This window comes from Xanthomonas sp., from assembly GCF_017163755.1.
Lineage (GTDB): Bacteria > Pseudomonadota > Gammaproteobacteria > Xanthomonadales > Xanthomonadaceae > Xanthomonas_A.
In genome coordinates this window covers 45,999-72,110 of record NZ_JAFIWC010000001.1, presented here as the reverse complement: position 1 = coordinate 72,110, position 26,112 = coordinate 45,999, and the positions used below count along the sequence as shown (strand labels likewise).

The window sequence follows — 26,112 nt, the reverse complement described above, 5'->3', positions numbered from 1 at the left end:
CGAAAAGGGTGGCGCGCAAGCCGCCGGCCGCGTCAGTCGTCCAGCAGTGCGCGCAGGTCGCGGGGAATGCGGACCTGCGGATGGTGTTGCCGGAACAGCCGCAGGCTGGCGCGCGCGGCGTCGTACTCGCCGGCGTCGCGTTGCTGGCGGATGCGCGCCAGCCATTGCCGCGGCGGCAGCCGCGCATCGGCGTCGGCCGCGGCATGGGCGGCGGCGCTCGCGGCGGCGTCGGCGGCGAGCACGGTAGGCGCCGCTGCCGAAGCCGGCGCGGCAGGCGGCGGTGGCGGTGCCGCCGAAAGATCGCCCTGCGCTTCGGCGAGCGCGCCTCGTGGCGCGTCGGCGCTGGCGGGCGCAGGCGCCGACTTCGGCGCCTGCCGGCGTTGCAACACGGGCGCCGGCGTGGCCTGCGCGCTGATCGCATCGCGCTCGCGCGGCTGCGTCGCGTACTGCTCGCCACGCTCTGCGCCGCCGGCCGCCGATGCGGGCTCGGGAAACGCCTGCGGCGCCGCCGCCGGCGGGGCCTCGACCGCCGGCGCGGGCAACGGCGTCGGTTTCGGCGGCGACAGGACCTTCATCGGCGACGGTGGCGCGGCGACCGGCTCATGCAACGTCTCTGCCCGGGCTTGACGGGACTCGGCGGCGGGGGGCGCCCTTTCGGGCGCGGGTGCCGCTCGCGCCGCCGGCGCCGCATCGGTGGCGGCCGCCGATGCCGAGGCCGCGGGTGCGCTGCCGAAATCGCCGGGTTCTTCCGCGGCAGCGTCCTCGGCCGGCACCGGCGCGGCGTGCGGTATCGACGGCGGCAGCGGACGCAATTGCCAGGCGATGCCGATCGCCAGCGCCAACGACGCGGCCACGCCCATCGCCGCCGACCAGCGGCGCACGCCAGGCAGCCGCGGCGCTTGGCGCGCAACGGGAACATCGGGAGGCGGGGTCGCGCTCGCGGCCGGCGGTGCCGCGTACGGCACGCCGGCGCGCACGCCGCCGCCATCGCTGGCTACCGCCGCACGCGCGGCCGCCAGCACCGCCGCGTCCAGCGCCGGCGACGGCGCCGCCTGCGGGCCCAGGCGCAGGCGCTCGGCCAGCGCGCGTTCCTCCGGCGTCAGCGGCTCGTGTTCGTTCATCCGCCAAGCCTCGTGCGCAGCTTGTCCATTGCATAGCGCAGCCGCGACTTCACCGTTTCGCGGCCGACGCCGGTGATCCGGCCGATCTCCTCCAGGCTCAGTTCCTGTTCCAGGCGCAGCAGCAGCACTTCGCGTTGTTCCTCCGGCAGTTCGTCCAGCGCCAGTTGCAGCTGGCGCCGTTGTTCGAATGCCGACAGCTGGCGCTCCGGCGTATCGGGGTCGGCCACGCTGGCGGTGCGCTGCTCGGCGTCGGCCGGCGCCGCCGGGCGGTGCTTGGCGGCGCGCCAGTGATCGCCGAGCCGATTGTGGGCGATGCGCAGCAGCCAGGTGCTGAACGCCGCGTCCGGTTGCCAGCCCTGGCGCGCGGCGATGACCCGCTGCCACACGTCCTGGAACATCTCCTCGGCCAGCGCGACGTCGCGCAGCTGCCGCAGCAGGTAGTGGTACAGGCGGCGCCGATGGCGCGCGTACAGGGTCTCGAACGCGCCCGCGTCGCCGCCCGCATAGGCCAGCATCAGGGCTTCATCGCTCGCTTCGACCAGGACGTCCACGGCGGCAAGCCTAAGCGTTCGCGCGCCCGGCGCATAGCGCGGCGGCCGGGCGCGGCCGGCCGTGCCGGCGTCGGCGCGGGTGTCGTGGGCGAGGGACATGTGCGGTTGAACGCACGGGCGCGGGCAACGGGGTTTGGCGCATGTAGGCGCGTTCACGGGCAGGTATGCTGGCGGCCGGGGGAGGTGCCGGGTACGTCCGGCATCAGTCAGGAGTGGTTTTCGATGTTGTTCAAGCCGACCGCGATCGCCCCCGAGGAGCCGCTCGACGCCACCGGTTCCGCGCCGGATCGCATCGTCCTGGCCCTGCGCGGGCTGCTGCCGGCGGGCAGCGAGGTGGCCATCGCCTGCTGCGACGATGCGATCGGCCGCCTGTGCAGCGCCAGTCCCGGCGCCAGCGCACGGCTGCGCGCGCTGGCCGAGGACTCGCTCGCCGTCGCGGCGCCGCCGCCGCCGGCGCCGGACACCTTGCTGCACCTGCAGGACCTTCCGGGCGGCATGCGGGTGGCGGCCGTGGCGACCGTGCCGCGGCCGCTGCCGGCCGTCGAGCGCGCGGCGTGGTGCGCGGCGGCCGCCGCGTTCGGCGGCGCGATCCTGGACGCGGCGCGGCTGCGCGCGCGCATCGAAGGCCTGGAAAAATCCAAGCAGCTGCAGCAGGCGCTGTACGAGATCGCCGACCTGGCCGGCGCCGACCTGGAAATGGGCCAGATGCTGCAACGCATCCACGCCACGCTGGACACGCTGATGTATGCGGAGAACTGCTACATCGTCGAATGCGAGGAAGACCGGCAGAGCATGCGCTTCCTGTATTTCGCCGACCAGCAGGACGACTTCGTCGCCGACCCGCAGCGCCGCTACCGCCTGCACGAGATGCCCAACAGCCTGACCTTCGCGCTGCTGCGCCACGGCCGGGCGGTGCGCGGCCCGTCCGAGCAGGTGCGCGCGCGGCTCGGCGTGCACTACGACCCGCAGCGCGGCCCGGAAAGCAAGGACTGGCTGGGCGTGCCGATGCTGCGCGAAGGCCGCGTCTGCGGCGCGATCGTGGTGCAGAACTACGATCGCGCGATCCGCTATACCGACGCCGACCGCGCCCTGTTGGCCTACGTCGCCCAGCACGTGCTGACCGCGATGGACCGCCGCCACGCGCAGGTGCGGCTGGAGCGGCGCGTGCAGCAGCGCACCCAGGAGCTGCAGCTGCGCACGCAGGAACTGCAGCGCGCCAACCACGACCTGCAGGAGGAGATCGTCGAGCGCAAGCGCGCCGAGACCCTGCAGCGCGCCCTGTTCCGCATCGCCGAGCTGGCGATCCGCTCCGAAAGCCTGCAGCAGTTCTACGCCGAGGTGCACGCCATCGTCGGCGGCCTGATCGAGGCGCGCAACCTGTACATCGCGCTGCTGTCCGACGGCGGCAAGATGCTGGAGTTCGCCTACTCGGTCGACGAATACAGCCCGGACCGCCCGGCGCGGCGGCTCAGCAACGGGCTCACCGAGCACGTGGTGCGCATGCGCCGTCCGCTGCTGCTGGACCGCGCCGGCATCGACCAGCTGGTCGATTCGCGCCAGGCGCAGGAGTTCGGCGCGCATGCGCAGAGCTGGCTGGGCGTGCCGCTGTTCGACGAAGGCGAGGTGGTCGGGGCGATCGTGGTGCAGAGCTATTCGGCGGACGTGCGCTTCACCGAGGACGACCAGCGCCTGCTGAACTTCGTCGCGCACAACGTCGGCGGCGGGCTGGCGCGGCAGCGCGCGCAGGAACGGCTGCGGCTGGCGCACGCCGAGCTGGAACGGCGGGTGGCCGAGCGCACCGGCGAGCTGGCCGAAGTCAACCAGCAGTTGCTGTCGCAGATCGCCGAGCGCTGGCGCGCCGAGCAGCGGCTCACCCACCAGGCGCTGCACGACGCGCTGACCGGCCTGCCGAACCGCGCGCATCTGCTCGACCGCCTCGGCGAGGCGATCCAGCGCGCACGCGACGGCGACGGCATGGCGTTCGCGGTGCTGTTCCTGGACCTGGACCGGTTCAAGCTGGTCAACGACAGCATCGGCCATGCCGCCGGCGACCAGATGCTGGTGGAGGTGGCCCAGCGCATCGTGTCGACGATGCGCGCCGGCGACGTGGTCGCGCGGCTGGGCGGCGACGAGTTCGCGATGCTGGTGCCGTGCCAGGACGGGCTGGACGGCGTGCGCGAACTGGCCGAGCGGGTGCTGGCCGCGCTCGGTCAGCCGATGTGGGTGGCCGGACGCGAGCTGTTCCCGTCCGGCAGCCTGGGCATCGCCGCCTGGCATCCGCGCTATCGCAGCGGCGAGGAACTGCTGCGCGACGCCGATGCGGCGATGTACCGCGCCAAGGCGCAGACCCAGGACCGCTGCGCGGTGTTCGACGAGGCGATGCGCGAAGCGGCGCTGCGCAGCCTGGACCTGGAGGCGGACCTGCGCCGGGCGATCAACAACGGCGACTTCCAGCCGTTCTACCAGCCGATCGTGCGCCTGGCCGACGGTCAGGTGGTCGGCCACGAGGCGCTGTTGCGCTGGCGCCATGAAAGCCGCGGGCTGCTGCTGCCGAGCCAGTTCATCGACCTGGGCGAGGACAGCGGCCTGATCGAGCAGGTCGACTGGCTGCTGTACGCGCAGGTGATCCGGCGCCTGGCCAGCGACGGCGGCAGCGGCTACGTCTCGGTCAACGTGTCGCCGCGGCATTTCCGTTCGCCGGGGTTCGCCGAGCGCCTGTTCGGGCTGATCGAGGACGCCGGCGCCGATCCGCACCGGCTGCGGGTGGAGATCACCGAGGTGGCGCTGCTCGACGACGCGCCGAGCACCCTGTCGATCCTGGAGAAACTGCGCGACCGCGGCGTGCTGATCCAACTCGACGATTTCGGCACCGGGTTCTCGGCGCTGTCGTACCTGCACCGGTTCCCGATCTCGGCGCTGAAGATCGACCAGAGCTTCGTCGCCGGCCTGCACGGCGACGGCGGCGCGGGCAGCCAGGCCCTGGTCCACGGCATCCTCGCGCTGGCCGGCACGCTCGGGATCGAGACGATCGGCGAGGGCATCGAGACCGAACGACAACTGGCCACGCTGCGCGAGCTGGGCTGCGACTACGGCCAGGGCTATCTGCTAGGGCGGCCGGCGCCTCGCGATTGATGGAAGTGCGCTCGCGCTGCCACGCGCCGCCGCGCGGTGGGGAGGCGTCAGTGCGGCGCGTTGCGGCGCTGCGCGTCGATGCGCACTGCGAACAACAAGGCGCCGCAGATGCCGTGGCATCGCCATGCGCCTTTGGGAGTGCCGCTGGGCGGGAGCGGGCGAGTCTTCAGCGCAACGCGTTGCGGCGCTTTTCGTCGATCCACTTCGACGCCTGCGCCGGCGTGTAGTCGCGCATCCACGCCAGCATCGTGTCGATGTCGCTGCCGTACCACAGGTCGGCGCGCTGGGCCGGGTGCAGGAAACGCTCGTCGACCATGCGATCGATCATGCCGATCAGCGGCGCATAGAACTCCTCCACGTCGAGGAACGCGCACGGCTTGTTGCCGATGCCCAGCTGGCGCCAGGTGAGCATCTCGAAGATCTCCTCCATCGTGCCGAAGCCGCCGGGCAGGGCGACGAAGCCGTCGGACAGGTCGAACATGCGCGACTTGCGCTCGTGCATTGAGCCGACGATCTCCAGTTCCGTCAGCCCGCGGTGCGCGACTTCCCAGTCGGCCAGTTGCTTGGGGATCACGCCGGTGACCTGGCCGCCGGCGGCGAGCACTGCGTTGGCCACGGTGCCCATCAGGCCGACGTTGCCGCCGCCGTAGACCAGGCGCAGGCCCTGCTCGGCGATGCGCGTGCCCAGCTCGGTCGCGCGCTCGACGTAGGCGGGTTTGTTGCCGGCATTGGAGCCGCAGTAGACGCAGATGCTTTTCATGGACTTGGAAGTTCGAGAGGTAGGATGATTTTTGGGGACTCGGGACTCGGGACTCGGAAAACAGAACGCCGGGCGAGGCCCGGCGTTCGTCAGTGGGCTGGGCTCTGCACGAGTCCCGAGTCCCTGGTCCCGAGTCCCGGCCGCATCAATTGGCCTTGTGGATCGCCCGCTTGCTCACCGCCATCGCGGCGTCGTGGATCGCCTCGGACAGGGTCGGGTGGGCATGGCAGATGCGCGCCAGGTCGTCGGCCGAGCCGTTGAACTCCATGGCCAGCACGCCTTCGTGGACCAGCTCGGAGACGCCGACGCCGACCAGGTGCAGGCCGAGCACGCGGTCGGTCTCGGCATGCGCGATGACCTTGACGAAGCCGGCCGGCTCGCCCATCGCCACGGCGCGGCCGATGGCGGCGAACGGGAAGCTGCCGGTCTTGTACGGCACGCCTTCGGCCTTGAGCTGTTGCTCGGTCTTGCCGACCCAGGCGATCTCCGGCTCGGTGTAGATCACCCACGGGATGGTGTCGAAGTTGACGTGGCCGGGCAGGCCTGCGATCAGCTCGGCGACCGCGATGCCTTCCTCGAAGCCCTTGTGCGCCAGCATCGGCCCGCGCACGCAGTCGCCGACCGCCCACACGCCGTCGACGCCGGTGTGGCAATGCTCATCGACCTCGATCTGGCCGCGCTCGTTGACCTTCACGCCGGTGCCTTCGGCCAGCAGGCCCTTGGTGGCGGCGCGGCGGCCCACGGCCACCAGCAGCTTGTCCACGGTCAGGCTCTTCTCGCCTTCGCCGTCGGTATAGGTGACGACGACTTCCTTCTTCTTGCCCTTGCCGGCGACCTCGGTCTTGCTGACCTTGGCGCCGAGCTGGATGTCCAGGCCCTGCTTCTTGAATTCCTTCAGCGCGGCCTTGGCCACTTCGGCATCGGCCGCGGCCAGGAAGTCCGGCAGCGCCTCGAGGATGGTGACCTCGGCGCCCAGGCGCTTCCACACGCTGCCCAGTTCCAGGCCGATCACGCCGGCGCCGATCACCGCCAGGCGCTTGGGCACCTCGGTGAAGTCCAGCGCGCCGACGTTGTCGACGATGGTGTCGCCGTCGAACTTGGCGAACGGCAGTTCGATCGAATCCGAACCGGCGGCGATGATGACGTTGGTGCCCTTGAGCTCGACCTCGCTGCCGTCGTGCTGCTTGACCTTGACCACGTTGCCTGGCTGCAGTTCGCCAAAACCGTAGAACGGGGTGATCTTGTTCGCCTTGAACAGCATCGCGATGCCGCCGGTGAACTGTTTGACGATCTTGTCCTTGCGCCCGACCATCGCCTCGACGTCGATCTTGGCGTCCTTGAAGCTGATGCCGTGCTCGCTGAACAGGTGGCCCATGTTCCAGAACTGGCGCGAGGAATCCAGCAGCGCCTTGGACGGGATGCAGCCCACGCGCAGGCAGGTGCCGCCCAGCGCCGGCTTGCCGTCCTTGCCCAGCGCCGCATCGATGCAGGCGGTCTTCAGGCCCAGCTGGGCGGCGCGGATTGCAGCGTGATAACCGGCCGGACCGGCACCGATGACGACGACGTCGAAATTTTGTTCTGACATGTTGCAGGAGTCCTGTGCTTTTGCGGGACTCGGGACTCGGGACTCGGGACTCGCAAGCAATCGCCTGCGTGTCCCGAGTCCTGCTTGATCTGCATTGCCGGGTCCCGGGTCCCGAGTCCCGAGTCCCGGCAGCTGGATTACAGCCCGAACAGCATCCGGCCCGGGTTTTCCAGCTGGTTCTTGATGTCGACCAGGAACTGCACCGAGTCCTTGCCGTCGATGATGCGGTGGTCGTAGGACAGCGCCAGGAACATCATCGGCGCGATCACGACCTGGCCGTTCTCGGCGATCGGACGCTCCTTGATCGCGTGCATGCCCAGGATCGCGCTCTGCGGCGGGTTGATGATCGGGGTCGACAGCAGCGAGCCGAAGGTGCCGCCGTTGGTCACGGTGAAGGTGCCGCCCTGCAGTTCCTCCAGGCTCAGCTTGCCGTCGCGCGCCTTCTTGGCGTAGTCGGCGATGCCCTTCTCGATGTCGGCGAAGGACTGGCGCTCGACGTTGCGCAGCACCGGCGTGACCAGGCCCTTCTCGGTCGACACCGCGATCGAGATGTCGCTGTAGCCGTGATAGATGATGTCCTCGCCGTCGATCGAGGCGTTGACCAGCGGGAAGCGCTGCAGCGCGTTGGCCGCGGCCTTGACGAAGAAGCTCATGAAGCCGAGCTTGATGCCGTGCGCCTTCTGGAACTCGTCCTGCAGCTCCTTGCGCGCGGCCGAGACCTTGGCCAGGTTGACCTCGTTGAAGGTGGTCAGCATCGCGGTCGAGTTCTTCGACTGCATCAGCCGCTCGGCGATGCGCTTGCGCACGCGGGTCATCGCCACGCGCTCTTCCGGACGCGCGCCGGCGGCCTTGCCGGCGCCGCCGTTCTTGGCATAGTTGAGGATGTCTTCCTTGGTCACCGCGCCGCGGCGGCCGGTGCCGTCGACCTGGGCCGGGTCCACGCCTTCGGTGATCGCCGCGAAGCGCGCGCCGGGAGGCAGGGTGGAGACGTCGCCGGACGCCTTCGGCGCCTCGGCCTTGGTCGCCTTCGGCGCTTCGGCGGCGGCGGCCTTGGGCGCCTCCGGCGTGGGCGCGTCGGCGACCTTGGCCTGCGCCTCGGCCGGAGCCGCGGCGGCGGTCGCGCCTTCGTCGATGATCGCCAGCAGCTGCGAGCTGGTCACCGTGGCGCCGGCCTCGAACTTGATCTCCTTCAGCACGCCATCGACCGGCGAGGGCACTTCCAGCACGACCTTGTCGGTCTCCAGGTCCACCAGGTTCTCGTCGCGCTTGACCGCGTCGCCGGCCTTCTTGTGCCAGGTGGCGATGGTGGCGTCGGATACGGATTCGGGCAGTACCGGAACTTTGACTTCGGTGGCCATGCAGGGGCGTCCTAGTGGGGTCTTTTTTGGAAGGGTGAAATGGTTATTCAGCGACTTGGTCGTTGAACGGGTTGAGCAGCGCGTCGGCGACCAGCTTCAGCTGTTCTTCCACGTGCTCGGCGAAATGGCCGGCGGCGGGAGACGGCGAACGCGGGCGGCCGGCGTAGTGCAGGCTCTGCGCCTCGCCCAGGCAAGCCTGCAGATGGTGCTTGATCTGGTACCAGGCGCCCTGGTTCTGCGGCTCTTCCTGGCACCAGACCAGGTCGGTGGCGTTGCTGTAGCGCTTGAGCTCGGCGGCCAGCAGCTCGCGCGGGAACGGGTACAGCTGTTCCACGCGCAGGATGGCCACGTCGTCCTGGCCGCGCTTGGTCTGGTCCTCGAGCAGGTCGTAATAGACCTTGCCCGAGCACGCCACCACGCGCTTCACCTTCTTCGGGTCGGCCTTCGCGTCCGGGATCAGGTGCTGGAACTCGCCGTCGGCCAGCTCCTCCAGCGTGGACACCGCCAGCTTGTGGCGCAGCAGCGACTTGGGCGTCATCACCACCAGCGGCTTGCGCGTGGTCATGCACATCTGCCGGCGGATCATGTGGAAGCACTGCGCCGGCGTGGTCGGCACGCAGACCAGCATGTTCTCCAGCGCGCACAGCTGCAGGAAGCGCTCCAGGCGCGCGGAGCTGTGCTCCGGGCCCTGGCCCTCGTAGCCGTGCGGCAGGAACAGCGACAGGCCGCTGATGCGTCCCCACTTGGCTTCGCCGGCGGCGATGAACTGGTCGATCACCACCTGCGCGCCGTTGGCGAAGTCGCCGAACTGCGCTTCCCAGATGCACAGCGCATTGGGATCGGTGGTCGAATAGCCGTACTCGAAGCCCATCACCGCTTCCTCGCTGAGCAGCGAGTCGATCACGGTGGCGTCTTCCGGGTTCTCGACCAGCTGGCGCAGCGGCAGGTAATAGCTGTCGGTCTTCTGGTCGTGCAGGATCGCGTGGCGGTGGAAGAAGGTGCCGCGGCCGGCGTCCTGGCCGACCAGGCGCAGCTTGTGGCCCTCGCCGAGCAGGGTGGCGTAGGCCAGGTTCTCGGCGAAGCCCCAGTCGGCCGGCAGCTCGCCGGCGGCCATCTTGACCCGGTCCTCGTAGATCTTGGCCACGCGCGCATGCAGCTCCACGCCGCTGGGGATCGTGGTGATGATCTTGGCCAGCTGGTCCAGCGTCTTGCGCTTGACCCGGGTGTCGACCTTGTCGGCGAGCTTGCCCGACAGGTACTTGGACCAGTCGATCGCGAACTCGTCGGCCTTGCGCGTGGCCAGTTCGGTGGTGTACTCGCCCGAGTCGAGCTTGTTGCGGTAGCTGTCGACCAGCGCCTGCGCCTGGCCTGCCTGCAGCACGCCCTCGCTCTCCAGCTGCGCGGCGTACAGTTCGCGGGTGGTCTTGTGCTTGCGGATGGTCTGGTACATCACCGGCTGGGTCGCGGCCGGCTCGTCGGCCTCGTTGTGGCCCCAGCGGCGGTAGCAGACCAGGTCGATGACCACGTCCTTCTTGAACTGCTGGCGGAAGTCGTAGGCCAGGTTGGCCACGAACGCCACCGCGTCCGGGTCGTCGCCGTTCACGTGGAACACCGGCGCGCCGATCATCTTGGCCACGTCGGTGCAGTACAGCGTGGAGCGGGCGTCGTCGCGTGCGCTGGTGGTGAAGCCGATCTGGTTGTTGACCACGATGTGCAGGGTGCCGCCGACCGCGAAGCCGCGCGCCTGCGACATCTGGAACAGCTCCATCACCACGCCCTGGCCGGCGAAGGCGGCGTCGCCGTGGATCACCACCGGCAGCACCGTCTTGCGCTCGGCGTCGCCGTAGCGTTCCTGGCGCGAGCGCACGCTGCCGACCACGACCGGGTCGACGATTTCCAGGTGCGAGGGGTTGAACGCCAGCGCCAGGTGCACCGACTTGCCGTCGGCCACCGCCACGTCGGCGGAGAAGCCCATGTGGTACTTGACGTCGCCGGTATGCGCGCGGTCGTCGTGGGCGTGCTCGAACTTGCCTTCGAACTCGTCGAACAGCTTGCGCGGGTTCTTGCCCAGCGTGTTGACCAGCACGTTGAGGCGGCCGCGGTGGGCCATGCCGACCACGATGTCCTTGACCGCATCGGCGCCGGCGCGGCGCACCATCACGTCCAGCATCGGGATCAGCGAGTCGCCGCCTTCCAGCGAGAAGCGCTTCTGGCCGACGTACTTGGTGTGCAGGTAGCGCTCCAGGCCCTCGGCGGCGGTGATCCGCTCCAGGGTGCGGCGGCGGCTGTCGGTGTCGCCGGCGATGTTGCCGCCGGCGCTCTCCAGGCGCTGGTAGATCCACTGGCGCTGCTCGAACTCGGAGATGTGCATGAACTCGGCGCCGATCGACCCGGTGTAGGTCGCCTTCAGCCGCGCCAGCAGGTCGCGCAGCTTCATCCGCGGCTGGCCGCCGAGGCCGCCGGTGCTGAACTCGCTGCCCAGGTCGCTTTCCGACAGGCTGTGGAACGGCAGGCCCAGATCCGGCGGATTGACCGGCGGGGTCAGCCCCAGTGGATCCAGCCGCGCGCCGAGGTGGCCACGCGAGCGGTAGGCGGTGATCAGGCGGCCGACATGGCGCTCGCGCTCGTCGCCGCCGGGGCTGGTGCCGCTGTTGGCGGCCTGGCGCGCGGCGCTGGCGATGTGGGCGATGACCGCGGAGTGGGGGACGTCACCGGCATCGCGGCCCTGGAAGCCGTCGAAGTAGGTTTTCCACTTGGGGTCGATGCTGTCGGGAGAGACCAGGTACTGCTCGTACAGGTCTTCGATATAGGCGGCATTGCCGCCGGCGAGTTGCGATGACTGCGCAAACTGCTTTAGTAGATTGTCCACGATGGTGGGGTCGGGTCGCTTTGTGGGTTGGCTTGCGATAGGAACCGGCTGACACACAGGCCTGCGCGGGCGTAATCAAGCGAAAAAATTATACCCCCATGAGACAGCCGGGGGTGCATTTCGGACATTTCCGGTCCGGCGGGTTCATGAAACGACGACATCGGCGCCGCGCTACCAGCCCAGCGCGCGCAGCTCGGCGCAATCGCGCGAACGCTCCCACACGCGCTCGAACGCCTCGCGCAGCTGGCGCGCGCGGCCCGGGCCGGCCAGATCGGTCTCGCCGTCGTAACGGTGACCCAGCGCACGGAAGTAGTAGCCGCCGCTGTCGTTGACCAGGTACGCGGCGGCATAGCCCTGGTCGACCGGATCGACCACCTGGCGGAAGCGGAACACGCTCGGCAGGCGTTGCGCCAGCGCCAGCAGCGGCGCGCCGGCGCGTTGCGGCGCGGCCGCGTCGTGCAGCAGCACCCGCACCTGCTTGTCGTGCGTGGCCACCGCCAGACGCCGCAACTGCTCGAGCACCTGCGCGGTATCCAGCAGGCCCGGGTCCAGCGCGCGGCTGTAGATCAGCAGCTGGCGGCGCGCATGCGCCACCAGCGCGGCGCTGGCGGCCACGGCCGTGGCCGCGTCGTCCACCGCCGCGGCGCCGTCCAGCGCGCGCTGCATCGGCTGCAGCGCCGGGCCGGCGTCGCCCGGGCACGGCGCGGTCGGCAGGAAGCCCAGGCGGGCGAAGAAGTCCACCGCGGCGGCGGGTGCGTCCAGGCCCAGCCGCGGCCAGCGCCGCTGCCGCGCCTCGTCGACCAGCGCGCGCAACAGCGCCGCGCCGACCCCTCGCCCGCGCCACGGCGCCAGCACCGCCAGGCGCTCGATCCGGTGCTCCGGGCTCAGCCGCGCGCTGCCGATTGGCTGGCCGTCGTCGGCGCGGGCGAGCAGGTGGTGGCTCAGCGGGTCCAGCGCATCCCAGGTCGGTTCGGTCGCCGGCGCTTGCGCCGCGGCCGACTCGCGCAACGCGCGCAGCTCGGCCGCGTGGACGGCGTAGTCGAGCTGCTCGATGCGGAAGCCGGGAGGGGCCATGGTTCTTCAGTCCTGTGGGTGATCCTGCCCGTCATCGTGCTGGCCGTCGTCGAGCGGCTGGTAGTAGCCGGCCTGGACCAGTTCCGACAGCACTTCGCGCCCGCGCGGCGACAGCGCGGCATAGCCGGCGCCGTCGAGCAGTTCGGCGGCGGCCAGGCGCTGCGCGTCCTTGACCGGCAGCGCGAACTCCAGCCCGCTGCAGAACAGCGTGGCGCCGCGCTTGGCCCGTCGCCAGGCCAGCCGCGCCCAGGGGTGGCGCTGCAACTCCAGGCCCTGCTCCAGCGCCGCCGCCAGCGCCTCGGCGTCCGGGGCGTCGGCGGCCGGGCGGACTTCGCCGGCGGCGCGGTAGGTGGTCATGAAGCGGCCGAACCAGTCGCCCAGGCGGTCCGGATCGTTCATGCGCAGCGCGTTCAGCGCCTCGACCACCCGGCCCATCGCCACCGCGTCGATCTCGTAGGGATCGGCCGGGACCTTCAGGTCCTCGTCGTGGTAGCGCAGCGCCTCGTCGGCGCCGTCGATCAGCGTGTCCAGGTAGTCGCCGATGAGCTCGGCCGACGACGGCGCGCGCATGCCCACCGAGAAGGTCAGGCAGGCGTCCTCGGCCACGCCGTGGTGCGGCACCAGCGGCGGCAGGTAGAGCATGTCGCCGGGGCCGAGCACCCAGTCGTGGGTCGGGTCGAAGCGGCGCAGCAGCTTGAGCTCGACGTCGTCGCGGAACTCGGTCGGCGGCGCGGGACGGCCCATCGCCACGCTGGCGTCGATCTGCCAGCGGCGGCGGCCGTGAGCCTGCAGCAGGAACACGTCGTAATGGTCCACGTGCGCGCCGACCGAGCCCCCGGGCGCGGCGAAGCTGACCATCACGTCGTCCACGCGCCAGCGCGGCAGGAAGCGGAACTGTTCGAGCAGGGCGCGGATGTCCGGGTCCCACTTGTCCACGTCCTGCACCAGCAGGGTCCAGTCGTGGTCGGGCATGCCCGGGAATTCGGCTTCCTCGAACGGGCCGCTGCGCACCGTCCAGCGGTCGCCGGCGCGCTCGTGCAGCACCAGCCGCGACAGCGCGGCTTCCTCGCAGGCCAGCCCGGCCAGGTCGCCGGGTTCGATCGGCGAGACGAAGCCGGGGAAGGCGTTGCGGATCAGCAGCGGGCGCTTGTGCCAGTAGTCGCGCAGGAACGTCGCCGCCGGCATGCCGAGCGGGAAGTGCTTGCGTGCCTGGATCTCGAACGGCAGGGCCGGCGGGCGGGCGGTGCGGGCGGTGCGGGTCATGGGAATTCCCTGGGAGGTCGGTAGGCGGGCGGCGCCGAGCATGCGCCGCGGACGCCGCGCACGGCATTGAGGTGGATCAAGCGGCGGCGGCACCGTGGCCCGGCGCATGCGGTGCGGGCCAAGCCCGGCATGTCCAGGTCGAGCGACGGCGGCTGCATGCACGGCACCTGCGCGATGCGCCCGGCTTCAGATCGCGCGCGCCAGGCGCTCGGCCAGGCCGGCGTAGCCGCCCGGGGTCAGCTCGCGCAGGCGCTGCTTGGCGTCGGCCGGCAGTTCCAGCGATTCGACGAAGGCCTGCATCGACGCGGCGGTGATGCCCTGGCCGCGGGTCAATGCCTTGAGCTGCTCGTACGGGTTGGGCAGGCCGTGGCGGCGCATCACCGTCTGCACGGCTTCGGCGAGCACTTCCCAGGCCGCGTCCAGGTCGGCGTCCAGGCGTTCCGGGTTCACGGTCAGCTTGCCCAGGCCCTTGGCCAGCGAGTCCAGCGCCACCTGGGTATGGCCGAAGGCGGTGCCCAGCGCGCGTAGCACGGTGGAGTCGGTGAGGTCGCGCTGCCAGCGGCTGATCGGCAGCTTGGCGCTGAAATGCTCGAACAGCGCGTTGGCGATGCCGAAATTGCCTTCGGCGTTCTCGAAGTCGATCGGGTTCACCTTGTGCGGCATCGTCGACGAGCCGACCTCGCCTTCCTTGAGCTTCTGCTTGAAGTAGCCCAGCGAGATGTAGCCCCAGATGTCGCGCGCCAGGTCGATCAGCACGGTGTTGGCGCGGCGCGCGGCGTCGCCGATCTCGGCGATGTTGTCGTGCGGCTCGATCTGCGTGGTGTACGGGTTGAACACCAGGCCCAGGCCTTCGACGAAGCGCTGCGCGAACGCCGGCCAGTCCACGTCCGGATAGCTGACCATGTGCGCGTTGTAGTTGCCGACCGCGCCGTTGATCTTGCCGGTCAGCTCGACCGCGGCGATCTGCCGGCGCTGCCGCTCCAGGCGCGCCACGACGTTGGCGATCTCCTTGCCCAGCGTGGTCGGCGAGGCGGTCTGGCCGTGGGTGCGCGAGAGCATCGGCTGCGCCGCCTGGGCATGGGCCAGCGCGCGCAAGGTGGCGGCGATGGCGTCCAGCGCCGGCAGCAGCACCTCGCGCCGCGCCTGCTCCAGCATCAGGCCGTAGCTGAGGTTGTTGATGTCCTCGCTGGTGCAGGCGAAGTGCACGAACTCCAGCGCCGGGCCGAGCTCGGCATCGTCCTTCAGCTGTTCCTTGATGAAGTACTCCACCGCCTTGACGTCGTGGTTGGTGGTGCGCTCGATCTCCTTGACCCGCGCCGCGTGCTGCACCGAAAAGCCGTCGGCCAGCGCGCGCAGGGTCTGCGTGGCCGAGGCCGAGAACGGCGCCAGCTCGGCGATGCCGGGGTCGGCGGCCAGCGCCAGCAGCCATTCGATCTCGACCTTGACCCGGGCCTTGATCAGGCCGTATTCGGAGAAGATCGGGCGCAGCGCGTCGACCTTGCCGGCGTAGCGGCCATCGAGCGGGGACAGGGCGAGCAGGGCGGAATCCGACATGGGCAGCGGGCTTGGGGAAGGCGGTGGGGCGGATATTCTACGCCGGCCGCGCGCGACGCCGGCCGGCGCCGGCGGCCGGACGGGGCGGCGGGCGGCGCCGGCCGGGTGGCAGCGCCGGGCTGAACGGAGCGCCGCATGCGCGCCATCGTGGACCGGCGAACCGGCACGTACGCTTCTATCGTGTGGCCTCCGCCATCGCCGTCCCGGCCCATGCGCTCGATCCTCGCCCGTGCCTTCGCTCTGCTCGCCGTGTCCGCCGCGCTGCCGGCGGCCGCGCAGCAGGACGATTTCGCCCGGCGCGCGGCGGATCTCTACCGGGTGCAGCCGTCGATCGCCGCGTGCCGCGCCGGCGAACTGCTGCCGGCGCAGCGCCGCCGGGTGCTTGCGCTGGTCAACGACATCCGCGCGCGGCACGGGCTGGACCCGGTCGCCTACGACGAGGCGGCCGAGGCCGAAGCGACCCAGGCGGCACTGCTCATCGCCGCCAACGGCCGGCTCAGCCACGCGCCGACGCCGGACTGGCGCTGTTTCTCCGCTGCCGCGGCCAGGGGCGCGCGCAGCAGCCTGCTCTACGGCGGGACCCGTTCGCCGTATCTGGTCTTCGCCGGCCCCGACGAGATCGTCATCGATTGGCTGACCGACACCCGCAACGCCGTCGCCGACGGCCTGGGCCACCGGCGCTGGCTGCTCGATCCGTTCCTGCAGCGGATCGCCTTCGGCATGGTCGCCGGCCGCGCCGGCGGCGACGAGGTCAGCAGCGGCGCGGCGCTGCGCTTCGTCCCGGCCGCGTCCGGTACCGTGGCGCGCACCCAGCGCGATTTCGTCGCCTGGCCGGTGGGCGACTACCCGCAGCGCTACTACGCCGCCGGTGCGGCGCTGTCGTTCTCGGCGCTGATGGACCGCGGCCGCAAGTTCGCCAACCGCGACGTCGACTACTCGCACGCCCGAATCGCGGTCGGCGAACGCGGCGGACCAGGCGTGGCGGTCACCGCCGTGCGCTACGACAGCGACGGCTTCGGCCTGCCCAACCACCTGCAGTTCCGCGTGCCGGCGCTGCGCCCGGGCGTGGTCTACGAGGTGAGCATCCGCGACGTGCGCCTGGCCGGGCAGGGGCGCGACTACCGGTACTGGTTCCGCATCGCGCCGTGAGCGCGTCGTGGCCGGCGTTCCGCCGGCATCGTCCAGGCGCCCGTAACATCCGCTGTTGCACACTGCTGGCGCACGGCGGCGCGCCGCGGATAATGCGTCGGCCAGCCGCAGCTTCGCCAGCCGCCACTCCCGGAGCGTCCGTCGCGACCCGTCCGGGTCGGATTCCTACTTTTGCAGATGCGGAGATTGGCGTATGAGCGACAAATTCAGGGTCGAGCACGACAGCATGGGCGAGCTGCAGGTGCCCGCCGAAGCGCTGTGGGGCGCGCAGACCCAGCGTGCGGTGCAGAACTTCCCGGTGTCCGGCCGGCCGATGCCGCGCGGCTTCATCCGCGCGTTGGGGCTGATCAAGGCCGCCGCCGCCGGGGTCAACGCCGAGCTCGGGCTGCTGCCCAAGGGCGTGGCCAAGGCGGTGCAGGCCGCGGCGCTGGACGTGGCCGCCGGCACCCACGATGCGCAGTTCCCGATCGACATCTACCAGACCGGTTCGGGCACCTCGTCGAACATGAACGCCAACGAGGTCATCGCCACGCTGGCGACCCGCCTGCTCAAGCAGGGCGCCGGCACGGACAAGGTGCACCCCAACGACCACGTCAACCTGGGCCAGAGTTCCAACGACGTGGTGCCCACGGCGATCCGCGTGTCGGCGCAGCTGGCCGCCGAGCAGGACCTGCTGCCGGCGCTCAAGCACTTGCGCAAGACCATCGACAAGCGCGGCAAGGCTTTCGCCGGCATCGTCAAGACCGGGCGCACTCATCTGATGGACGCTATGCCGCTGACCTTCCAGCAGGAGTTCTCGGCGTGGTCGGCGCAGCTGGACTCGGCGCAGGCGCGGATCGAGGACAGCCTCAAGCGCCTGCGCCGGCTGCCGCTGGGCGGCACCGCGATCGGCACCGGCATCAACGCCGACCCGCGCTTCGGCGGCAAGGCAGCCAAAGCGCTGTCGGCGCTCGGCAAGTCCCGGTTCGACAGCGCCGAGAACAAGTTCGAGGGGCTGGCCGCGCAGGACGATGCGGTGGAGCTGTCCGGCCAGCTCAACGCGCTGGCGGTGGCGCTGATCAAGATCGCCAACGACCTGCGCTGGATGAACGCCGGCCCGCTGGCCGGCCTCGGCGAGATCGAGCTGCCGGCGCTGCAGCCGGGCAGCTCGATCATGCCGGGCAAGGTCAACCCGGTGATCCCGGAGGCGACGGTGATGGCCTGCGCGCAGGTGATCGGCTACCACACCGCGATCACCGTGGCCGGGCAGACCGGCAACTTCCAGTTGAACGTGACCCTGCCGCTGATCGCGGCGAACCTGCTTGACGGCATCGGCCTGCTGAGCCAGGTGTCGCGGCTGCTGGCCGATTCGGCCATCGCCGGGCTGAAGGTGCGCCAGGAGCGGGTACGCGAGGCGCTGGACCGCAACCCGATCCTGGTCACCGCGCTGAACCCGATCATCGGCTACGAGAAGGCGGCGGCGATCGCCAAGCGCGCCTACAAGGAGAACCGCCCGGTGCTGGAGGTGGCCAAGGAGGACAGCGGCCTGGACGAGGCGGAGCTGCGCAAGCTGCTCGACCCGGCGGCGCTGACCCAGGGCGGCATCCACGCCGGCGGGGGCGGGGGCGGCTGAGCCACGCCGCGAGCACGAGGCCGGCGGATCGCCGCCGGCCGATCGCCACAACCCTGCGGCGCGGCGCGCGCGCGACGAGCGCCGCCGTCAGAGCGCGTCAGTACAGCGAGGACGCTCGTTCCAGGCACCGTCGCGCCCAATCCCCGCCCAAAGCTACCGACGCTCGGCCTGCAGATTGCCGAAGCTCTCCTCGTAGGGCTTCAACGGCGCGATGTCGCGCAGCACCTCGGCCTGCAGTGCGGAGATCTCGGGCGTGGTGGCCATGCGCACCGAGCGCATGTTCGGATCCGGCGCGGCGGTCTCGAGCACGCGCTGGCGCTGCATCTGCAGGTGCATGAACAGGTTCTGCAGCTGCGTGCGCTGCGCGGCCGGCAATGGCAGTTCGATGTCGTCGATCTTGAGGCTGCCGTCCGGGCCGATCGACGCGTTGGCGGCCGGGGCGCGGCGCAGCATCACCGTCATGCTGCCGACCGCCACGCGCGGCTTGCCGCGTTCGGCGCGCGATGACGGATCCGCCGCCGCGCCCTCGCGCGGGCCGCATGCGGACAACGCCAGGCACAGGGACAGCAGGGACAACAGCAGCAATAGCTTTTTCATGGGTGGCGGGGGCGATGGAAAGTCCCGCCATTCTAGGGCGTGCCATCCGTTCCCACACGCCGGGCCGCCGTTGCGCGCACCTGGGCCGGGTCGTCGCTCGGGCGCGGGACGATCGCCCATGTCCTGGCTCTTCTTTGCTCCGTGCACGCGCCGCGGCGACACGACCTGCCGCCATTGGACGACAGGCCGCGCCTTCGCTCAGTGCTGGCTGCTCTCGTCGCGGCAGTCGCTGATGTCGCTGGCATCCAGGCTGGCGTACGGACGGAACGCCGGCAGTTGCGCCACCAGCGTGTCCTGCGCCAGGCGCAGCGTCGCGACCCGGTCGCAGATCTTCAGCGCCTCGTGCTTGAGCTTCTCGGCCTGGGCCTCGATCTGCGCGCCGACCTTGTCGGCATCGCCGCTGATCACGCCGGCCAGCGCGTCGCCGGCGGCCTTGACCCCGAGCGCGGCGCCCTGCTTGCCGATCTCCAGGCCCTGCAGGCCGACCGCCTCCAGTTGCTCGCGGTAGGCCGCGACCAGCGCGTGTTGGGCCGGGGTCACCGCGACCGGTTTGCCGTCGATCAGCAGGTCGCCGGCGCGGGTGATGGTCGCGTCGGGCGCGCCGTCCGCGTGGAGGGTGATGTCGCCGCCGTTGAAGGTCAGGCCGTGCCCGCGGCCGGACGTGGTATCGGCGTCGGCTTGCGGCGCCGAACGCTGGCAGGCGCTGAGCGCCAGCATCAGGGCCAGCGCGGCCAGCGGCAGATGGCGTGGTTGCATGGAATCTCTCCTGGTTCTGGGGAAGTGGCGGCGCGATCAGCGCTTGGCGGGCAGGCTGACGCGGCCCTTGACGTCGCTGTGGTGGACGTCGCCGCTGCCCACGCGCTGCACGCTCAGGTTGCCGCCGACGCCGCGTGCGCCCAGGTCGCCGGAGCCGACCGATTCCAGCGTCAGGTCGCCGCCGACATCGCGCACGTCCGCATCGCCGGAGCCGATCGAGCCGATCTGCACGTTGCCGCGCGCCCCGGCCAGCTCCAGGTCGCCGGAGCCGATCTTGCCGATCTTGGCGTCGCCGCCGACGCGTTCGATCTTCACGTCGCCGGAGTTGACCCACAGCAGGTTGAGGCTGCCGACGTCGCGCACGTCCAGGTCGCCCGAGCCGACCGCGGCGGTGACCAGCCCGCGCACCGCGCGCACCTCCACGTCGCCGGAGCCGACGTCGGCGCTGAGCGTGGACACGCCGCTGACCTGGGCATCGCCCGAGCCGACCTTCAGCTGTACCGGCAAATTGTTCGGCACGCTGCCGGCGATGTCCAGGTAGGCGTACTGGTTGCCGATGGAGAAGCTGCGCGGGTTGTCGCGCGCCAGCGTCACCACCAGCTTGTCGCCGTCGCGGCGCTGGCTCAGCGTCAGCTGCGGCAGCAGCTCGGCGCGCGAGGCGCAGGCGCGGCCGCGCAGCGCCGATGCGCCGCCGGCGGTGCCGGTGAGCCTGAGATCGTGCTGCTGGACCTCGAACACCACCGCCTTGGCGCCGGCCAAGTCCAGTTTCAGTTCGCGCGCGGCGGAGTGCTCGCACTCGTCGGCCAGGGCCAGCGCGGGCGCCAGCAGCAGCGTGCACAGCAATAGGGACTTGCGCATGTCGTGGGTTCCTTGAGTGAAGGTGGGTGCCGGAGAGCCGCGACGAGCGGTCAGTTCTCGTCGCGCCAGCGGCGCAGGTAGATCGCCGCGACGATGAAGGCCACGCCGATCGCGGCGCCGACCCAGATGTCCGCGCCCTGGAAGATGCGCCAGGCATCGGTGAGGTGGATCGCGTTGGCCAGCTCGTCGGGCGAGTTGATCTGCGCGGTGCCCTGCGCGCCTTCGCTCAGCGGGCCGTACCAGGTGCCCGGGACCACGCTGAGCAGGCCGCGGTAGACCACCGTGTACCAGATCAGGTCGTGGCGGACGTTGAGCATCGGCAGGATGCCCATCATGCTCGCCATCACGCAGCCCAGGATCGGGATCAGCACCGCCCACAGGAACGGTTTGGTGCGCGCCCAGGCCGAGCAGAACATCAGCCAGCCGACGGTCGGCAGCGACCACATGATGTAGATCGGCAGACTCGCCAGCACGCCGCCGATGATGCGCAGCGGATGCGAGTGGGTGAACACCGCCGCGCTCTCGGTGACGCCGTTGACGGTCAGGGTCAGGGCGGTGACCACCCATAGCGCCAGGCCGATCAGCAGGCCGACGCCCACCGCCACCAGCGGCGCCAGCAGCAGCGCCCACGCCGCCTTGGACAGCACTGTCTGCAGGTCCGACAACGGCAGCGACTTCCAGAACAGCACGCTGCGGTCGCGGCGGTCGTCGTATAGCGAGCCCAGCGCGTAGAAGAACACCACGAAGGCCAGCACGACGCAGGCCAGGATCACCCCGGCGAGCATCATCCCGTCGCCGAACGCGCCGACGATCTGGTGGACCTTCTCCGGGCCGCCGTCGATGTTGAAGCTGTCGCCGCGATTGCCGCGGCCGGCGACGGTGCCGATCAGGGCGAGCAGGGCGTACAGCACGGTGATGATGCCGCCGGTGATGACCGGCGCCCACACGAACCCGCCGCGGTGTTCCCACAACTCGCGCTTGAGCAGCCAGCGGAAGGTGGACAGCTTGGTGATCGGCTTGGCGGAAGCGTTCATGCGTAGGTCCCCTTCATGATGGCCACGAACAGGTCGGCTAGGCCGGGACTGCGGGTTTCGCCGAGTTCGGCCAGCTGCGCCTGCGGCACGCCGTCGTACAGCAGCACGGTCTTGCCGAACGGCAGTGCGCGTTCGTCGATGGGCTTGAGCGCCCGCGCCGCCTCCACGTGCTCGGCCGGCACCAGCAGCTCGGTGTAGCGCGAGGCCATGTGCTCCATGTCGGCGCTGAGCACGATGCGGCCGTCGCGGATGAACAGCACGTCGGTGAGGATGTGCTCGATCTCCTCGACCTGGTGGGTGGTGATGACGATGGTCTTCTGCTCGTCGAAGTAGTCCTCCAGCAGGCGCTGGTAGAACTCCTTGCGGTACAGGATGTCCAGGCCCAGGGTCGGTTCGTCCAGCACCAGCAGGCGCGCGTCGATCGCCATCACCAGCGCCAGGTGCAGCTGCACGATCATGCCCTTGGACATCTCGCGCACGCGCAGCTTGGGGCTGAGCTTGGTGTTGGCCAGGAAGCGCTCGCACTTGGCCCGGTCGAAGCGCGGATGCACGCCGGCGACGAAGTCGATCGCCTCGCGCACCCGGATCCAGCGCGGCAGCACCGCCACGTCGGCGATGAAGCACACGTCGTTCATCAGGTCATCGCGTTGCTTGCGCGGGTCCATCCCCAGGACCCGCAGTTCGCCTTCGACCGAGGTCAGCCCGAGCAGGGCCTTGAGCGCGGTGGTCTTGCCGGCGCCGTTGGGGCCGATCAGGCCGACGATGCGTCCGGGCTCGATGACGAAGGAGGTGTCGGCCAGGGCCGGCTTGTGGTTGTAGGCCTTGCGCAGGGCGCGGGCGGAAACGACGGATTCGGGTGCAGCGACAGCGGCATTCATGATGTTTTCCCCGGTGGCAGCAAGTCTTCCAATGTCAGCCCCAGCCGCTGGATCCGCTCCAGCACCAGGGGCCATTCTTCGTTGAGGAAGCGGTCGCGCTCGCTGCCGCGCAGCTTCTTGGCCGCTTCCTCGGTCATGAACATGCCCAGCCCGCGGCGTTTCTCGACCAGGGCTTCGTCGGCCAGTTCCTGGTAGGCGCGCGAGACGGTGATCGGATTGAGCTGGTACTCGGCGGCGACCTGGCGCACCGAGGGCAGCGCGTCGCCGGGCTTGATGATCCCGTCCAGCATCATCGCGATCACGCGATCCTTCAGCTGGCGGTAGATGGGAGCGCCATCGCTCCATTGGATATCGCTCATGGTCAGCTCCGCGGGCGCAGCGACTGCGCGAAGGAGAAATAGGGCATCGAGAGCGACGTGCGCATCCGCCGCGCCGGGCGCGGCGGGGCGGACTCACGGCTGTCTTCCTGCGGCTCGCTGGCGCCATAATCGGGCGACCGTCCGTGGCTGCGCTCGGCGCCGACCCAGCTCACCGAAAGCAGGGCGCCGACGACCACCAGGGCCGGAAGGCTGCGCTGTAGGCGTTGGATGTTCATCGTGTCCCCTGCGTTGGATGAGTGGTGTTGTATTTAACTATAACACCGTCACACGTCATGTCAACACGATGACCGACCCAACCGATGGCCTAGTGCGCCGCGTCCCTCTCACGACCACCGAGTGCCTCCGATGAAACTGCATAAACGATTGATCGCAATGACGATGTTGGCCGCGATAGGGGTGGCCGGAAGCGCCTGGGCGGCGTCGCTGCTGGACCTGGACTACCGCCCGCTGGCCGGCAAGGACAAGGTGAACCTGAACAAGGCCTACGGCGGCAAGGTGTTGCTGGTGGTCAATACCGCCAGCAAATGCGGCTACACGCCGCAGTACGACGGCCTGGAACAGTTGCAGCAGCGCTACGCCAAGCAGGGCTTCAGCGTGCTCGGCTTCCCGTCCAACGACTTCAAGGGCCAGGAACCGGGTTCCGAGCAGCAGATCCAGGAATTCTGCACGCTGACCTACGGGGTCAAGTTCCCGATGTTCGAGAAGGTGCACGTGCTGGGCGCCGACGCCACGCCGCTGTACAGGCAGCTGACCCAGGCCACCGGCGTGGCGCCGGGGTGGAATTTCCACAAGTATCTGATCGCGCGCGACGGACGCGTGGTGGCGCAATTCCCGAGCAAGGTCACGCCGGATGATCCGGCCTTGCAGGCGGCCATCGAACGCGAACTGAAAGCGGCGCCGGCGCGGCGCTGATCGTGAATCGACATCTCCGCCGCGCGTGCGACAATGCGGCCTCACGCCAATGACGGCGTATCCAGTTCACTTCCAGGAAAGCAACGAATGAAGATGGGAATGCGCGGCGCCGCGGCGTCGTTGTTGATGGGCATGGCAGTGGCCAACGGCGCGGCCGCGCAGACGGCCGCGGGCGGCGCGGATGCCTCCAAGCAGGTGGTGCTGAGCAGCGAGAAGCAGAAGGTCAGCTATGCGATCGGCCTGGACGTGGCGCGCTCGTTCGAGCCCATCGCCCAGGACATCGACCTGGCGTCGATGCAGCGCGCCATCGAGAACGCGTTCAATGGCGGCAAGCCACTGCTGTCCGACGAGCAGACCCAGGCTACCGACGCCGCGCTGCGCACGCAGATGGCCGCGCGCAGCGGCCAGCAGGTGCCGGGCATGGCGCCGGGCAGCCAGCCGCCGCCGGTGTCCAAGCAGAACGTGGGGCTGATGCTCGGCGATCGCGCGGTCGGCCCGTCGCTGGCGCGGATCAAGGACGACCTCGACCTGCCGACGCTGTTCAGCGCGCTGCGCGCGGCCTTCGCCAAGGGCGAACTGGCGATGACCCAGGAGCAGGCCGCGGCCACGCTGCAGGCCTTCTCGGCGGCCAAGCAGGCGGAAATGACCGCCAAGCAGGCGACGCTGGGCACCGAGAACCGCAAGAAGGGCAACGACTTCCTGGCCCAGAACAAGACCCAGAAGGGCGTCGTCACCACCGCGTCAGGATTGCAGTACATGGTGTTGCGCCAGGGCAGCGGCGAGCGTCCGATGCCGACCAGCAAGGTCCGCGTGGCCTACGAAGGCAAGCTGCTGGACGGCACGGTGTTCGACAGCTCCTACCAGAAGGGCCAGCCGGTGGAGTTCGGGCTGGACCAGGTGATCCCGGGCTGGTCGGAAGGCGTGTCGCTGATGCCGGTGGGCTCCAAGTACCGGTTCTGGATTCCGTCCAACCTGGGCTATGGCCCGCAGGGCACGCCGGGCGGCCCGATCGGCCCGGACGCGACGCTTACGTTTGATGTTGAACTGTTGGGCATCCTTCAATAACCGAAAGGAGATTTCATGCGCGTAGCGATATTCGGCACCGGCTATGTCGGGCTGGTCACCGGAACCTGTCTGGCCGAAGTCGGCCATCACGTGGTCTGCGTGGACATCGACCAAGCCAAAGTGGATGGGCTCAACCAGGGCGTGGTCCCGATCTATGAGCCTGGCCTCTCGCCGATGGTCAAGGCCAATCACGCCGCACGGAGGCTGTTCTTCACCACCGACGCGGCGAGCGCCATTGCGCATGGAGATATCGTGTTCATCGCGGTGGGCACGCCGCCGGACGAGGACGGCAGCGCCGACCTGCAGTACGTGCTGGCGGTGGCGCGCACGATCGGCAAGCACATCCACGGTCCGACCGTGGTGGTGAACAAGTCCACCGTGCCGGTCGGCACCGCCGACAAGGTGCGCGCGGCGATCGCCGCCGAACTGGAAGCGCGCGGCGAGAACATCGAGTTCGACGTGGTGTCGAACCCGGAGTTCCTGAAGGAAGGCGACGCGGTCGCCGACTGCATGCGTCCCGACCGCATCGTCATCGGCTTCAGCAAGCCGGGCACGGCCGCGCGCCTGCGCCGCCTGTACGCGCCGTTCAACCGCAACCACGACCGCATCGTCGAAATGGACGTGCGTTCGGCGGAGCTGACCAAGTACGCGGCCAACGCGATGCTGGCGACCAAGATCAGTTTCATGAACGAGATCGCCAACATCGCCGAGCGCGTCGGCGCGGACGTGGAGAAGGTGCGCCAGGGCATCGGCTCGGACCCGCGCATCGGCTGGCACTTCATCTATCCGGGCGCCGGCTACGGCGGTTCGTGCTTCCCGAAGGACGTACAGGCGCTGGCGCGCACCGCGCAGCAGTACGGCCACGACCCGAAGCTGCTCGAGGCGGTGGAGGCGGTCAACGAGGCGCAGAAGGGCCACCTGTACGAACTGATCCAGCGCCACTACGACGGCAGCGAATCGATCAAGGGCAAGACCTTCGCGGTCTGGGGCCTGGCGTTCAAGCCGAACACCGACGACATGCGCGCCGCGTCCAGCCGCCGCCTGCTGGCGCAGCTGTGGGACGCCGGGGCCAAGGTGCGTGCCTACGATCCGGAGGCGACCCATGAGGCCAAGCGCATCTTCGGCGAACGCGACGACCTGAGCTTCTGCGAAGAGGCCTTCGACGCGCTGGAAGGCGCCGATGCGCTGGTCGTGGTCACCGAGTGGAAGCAGTTCCGCAGCCCCGACTTCACCCGCATGAAGGAACTGCTCGGCGACGCGGTGGTGTTCGATGGCCGCAACCTCTACGACCCGCAGGAAATCGAGGCGTTCGGCCTGGCGTACTATGGCATCGGCCGCGGGCGCTCGATCCGTGAAGCATGATTTCTCCACCCAGGATCGACTGCTGGAGAACCGGTTGATCGAGCTCGAGACGCGCCTGTCCTTCCAGGAACAGGCGTTGTCCGAACTGAGCGATGCGTTGGCCGAGGCGCGAGCCGAAGGCCAGCGCAACGCCGCGTTGCTGCGCCACCTGCTGGACGACCTGGGCAAGGTGCGCAGCACGCTGTACTCCGATCCGGCCGACGAACCGCCGCCTCCGCATTACTGATACCGAACAGATCCTG

At 69.9% G+C, this 26,112-nt stretch carries 23 protein-coding genes; 7 read left to right on the top strand and 16 right to left on the bottom strand.

Annotated elements, in window-relative coordinates:
* Positions 1–32 precede the first annotated feature (32 nt).
* A complete protein-coding gene (locus tag JR065_RS00290; RefSeq protein WP_206231315.1) occupies positions 33–1,121 on the bottom strand; it encodes a hypothetical protein in 1,089 nt (362 codons plus the stop codon).
* The gene (locus tag JR065_RS00285; protein ID WP_206231618.1) at positions 1,118–1,672 is read right to left on the bottom strand and encodes an RNA polymerase sigma factor; all 555 of its coding nucleotides are present in this window, start codon (positions 1,670–1,672) and stop codon (positions 1,118–1,120) included. Before JR065_RS00285 ends, JR065_RS00290 begins: the two co-directional genes overlap by 4 nt.
* Positions 1,673–1,894: 222 nt before the next feature.
* On the opposite strand from JR065_RS00285, the gene JR065_RS00280 reads away from it, so the two are divergent.
* A complete protein-coding gene (locus tag JR065_RS00280; RefSeq protein ID WP_206231314.1) occupies positions 1,895–4,804 on the top strand; it encodes an EAL domain-containing protein in 2,910 nt (969 codons plus the stop codon).
* A gap of 166 nt (positions 4,805–4,970) precedes the next feature.
* Here the strand turns inward: JR065_RS00280 and JR065_RS00275 are convergent, their stop codons facing one another.
* From JR065_RS00275 to purB, 7 genes are all read right to left on the bottom strand, one after another.
* On the bottom strand, positions 4,971–5,564 hold the full coding sequence (locus JR065_RS00275) for a TIGR00730 family Rossman fold protein (protein ID WP_206231313.1): 594 nt from the start codon (positions 5,562–5,564) through the stop codon (positions 4,971–4,973).
* A 145-nt stretch (positions 5,565–5,709) separates the two neighbouring features.
* Entirely contained in the window at positions 5,710–7,149 is a 1,440-nt protein-coding gene (gene lpdA, locus JR065_RS00270; protein ID WP_206231312.1) for a dihydrolipoyl dehydrogenase, read from the bottom strand.
* 137 nt (positions 7,150–7,286) lie between these two features.
* Positions 7,287–8,507: a dihydrolipoyllysine-residue succinyltransferase gene (gene sucB / locus JR065_RS00265; RefSeq protein WP_206231311.1), complete on the bottom strand. Its 1,221-nt coding sequence runs from the start codon at positions 8,505–8,507 to the stop codon at positions 7,287–7,289.
* A gap of 43 nt (positions 8,508–8,550) precedes the next feature.
* Positions 8,551–11,376, bottom strand: a complete 2,826-nt coding sequence (locus JR065_RS00260) for a 2-oxoglutarate dehydrogenase E1 component (protein ID WP_206231310.1) — start codon at positions 11,374–11,376, stop codon at positions 8,551–8,553.
* Positions 11,377–11,547: 171 nt separating this feature from the next.
* The gene (locus tag JR065_RS00255; protein WP_206231309.1) at positions 11,548–12,450 is read right to left on the bottom strand and encodes a GNAT family N-acetyltransferase; all 903 of its coding nucleotides are present in this window, start codon (positions 12,448–12,450) and stop codon (positions 11,548–11,550) included.
* Positions 12,451–12,456: 6 nt separating this feature from the next.
* On the bottom strand, positions 12,457–13,713 hold the full coding sequence (locus JR065_RS00250; RefSeq protein WP_206231308.1) for a cupin domain-containing protein: 1,257 nt from the start codon (positions 13,711–13,713) through the stop codon (positions 12,457–12,459).
* 186 nt (positions 13,714–13,899) lie between these two features.
* Complete coding sequence (purB, locus tag JR065_RS00245; RefSeq protein WP_206231307.1) at positions 13,900–15,267, bottom strand: adenylosuccinate lyase; 1,368 nt, start codon at positions 15,265–15,267, stop codon at positions 13,900–13,902.
* 210 nt (positions 15,268–15,477) lie between these two features.
* On the opposite strand from purB, the gene JR065_RS00240 reads away from it, so the two are divergent.
* Positions 15,478–16,416, top strand: a complete 939-nt coding sequence (locus JR065_RS00240; RefSeq protein WP_241093268.1) for a CAP domain-containing protein — start codon at positions 15,478–15,480, stop codon at positions 16,414–16,416.
* A 193-nt stretch (positions 16,417–16,609) separates the two neighbouring features.
* Positions 16,610–18,028 (top strand): class II fumarate hydratase, encoded by a 1,419-nt coding sequence (locus tag JR065_RS00235; protein WP_206231305.1) that lies wholly within the window; start codon positions 16,610–16,612, stop codon positions 18,026–18,028.
* A gap of 153 nt (positions 18,029–18,181) precedes the next feature.
* Here the strand turns inward: JR065_RS00235 and JR065_RS00230 are convergent, their stop codons facing one another.
* From JR065_RS00230 to JR065_RS00200, 7 genes are all read right to left on the bottom strand, one after another.
* Positions 18,182–18,625 carry a hypothetical protein gene (locus JR065_RS00230; protein ID WP_206231304.1) on the bottom strand — a complete coding sequence of 148 codons (444 nt, stop codon included), beginning with the start codon at positions 18,623–18,625 and terminating at the stop codon, positions 18,182–18,184.
* Positions 18,626–18,823: 198 nt separating this feature from the next.
* Positions 18,824–19,381, bottom strand: a complete 558-nt coding sequence (locus JR065_RS00225; RefSeq protein WP_206231303.1) for a DUF2884 family protein — start codon at positions 19,379–19,381, stop codon at positions 18,824–18,826.
* A gap of 36 nt (positions 19,382–19,417) precedes the next feature.
* Complete coding sequence (locus tag JR065_RS00220; RefSeq protein ID WP_206231302.1) at positions 19,418–20,239, bottom strand: DUF4097 family beta strand repeat-containing protein; 822 nt, start codon at positions 20,237–20,239, stop codon at positions 19,418–19,420.
* A gap of 50 nt (positions 20,240–20,289) precedes the next feature.
* The gene (locus JR065_RS00215) at positions 20,290–21,273 is read right to left on the bottom strand and encodes an ABC transporter permease (RefSeq protein ID WP_206231301.1); all 984 of its coding nucleotides are present in this window, start codon (positions 21,271–21,273) and stop codon (positions 20,290–20,292) included.
* Positions 21,270–22,151, bottom strand: a complete 882-nt coding sequence (locus JR065_RS00210; protein WP_206231300.1) for an ABC transporter ATP-binding protein — start codon at positions 22,149–22,151, stop codon at positions 21,270–21,272. Before JR065_RS00210 ends, JR065_RS00215 begins: the two co-directional genes overlap by 4 nt.
* Positions 22,148–22,510, bottom strand: coding sequence for a GntR family transcriptional regulator (locus JR065_RS00205; protein WP_206231299.1), 363 nt, complete (start codon positions 22,508–22,510; stop codon positions 22,148–22,150). The genes JR065_RS00210 and JR065_RS00205 overlap by 4 nt, the downstream gene beginning before the upstream one ends.
* A 2-nt stretch (positions 22,511–22,512) precedes the next feature.
* Entirely contained in the window at positions 22,513–22,746 is a 234-nt protein-coding gene (locus JR065_RS00200) for a hypothetical protein (protein WP_206231298.1), read from the bottom strand.
* Positions 22,747–22,903: 157 nt separating this feature from the next.
* Here JR065_RS00200 and JR065_RS00195 point away from each other — a divergent pair, with 157 nt between their 5' ends.
* The 4 genes from JR065_RS00195 to JR065_RS00180 all read left to right on the top strand — a co-directional run bounded on the left by JR065_RS00195 (position 22,904) and on the right by JR065_RS00180 (position 26,096).
* The gene (locus tag JR065_RS00195; RefSeq protein WP_241093267.1) at positions 22,904–23,443 is read left to right on the top strand and encodes a glutathione peroxidase; all 540 of its coding nucleotides are present in this window, start codon (positions 22,904–22,906) and stop codon (positions 23,441–23,443) included.
* 87 nt (positions 23,444–23,530) lie between these two features.
* Complete coding sequence (locus JR065_RS00190; RefSeq protein WP_206231296.1) at positions 23,531–24,508, top strand: FKBP-type peptidyl-prolyl cis-trans isomerase N-terminal domain-containing protein; 978 nt, start codon at positions 23,531–23,533, stop codon at positions 24,506–24,508.
* Positions 24,509–24,523: 15 nt separating this feature from the next.
* Positions 24,524–25,870 carry a UDP-glucose dehydrogenase family protein gene (locus JR065_RS00185; protein WP_206231295.1) on the top strand — a complete coding sequence of 449 codons (1,347 nt, stop codon included), beginning with the start codon at positions 24,524–24,526 and terminating at the stop codon, positions 25,868–25,870.
* Positions 25,860–26,096, top strand: a complete 237-nt coding sequence (locus JR065_RS00180) for a SlyX family protein (RefSeq protein ID WP_343237219.1) — start codon at positions 25,860–25,862, stop codon at positions 26,094–26,096. Before JR065_RS00185 ends, JR065_RS00180 begins: the two co-directional genes overlap by 11 nt.
* Positions 26,097–26,112 lie beyond the last annotated feature (16 nt).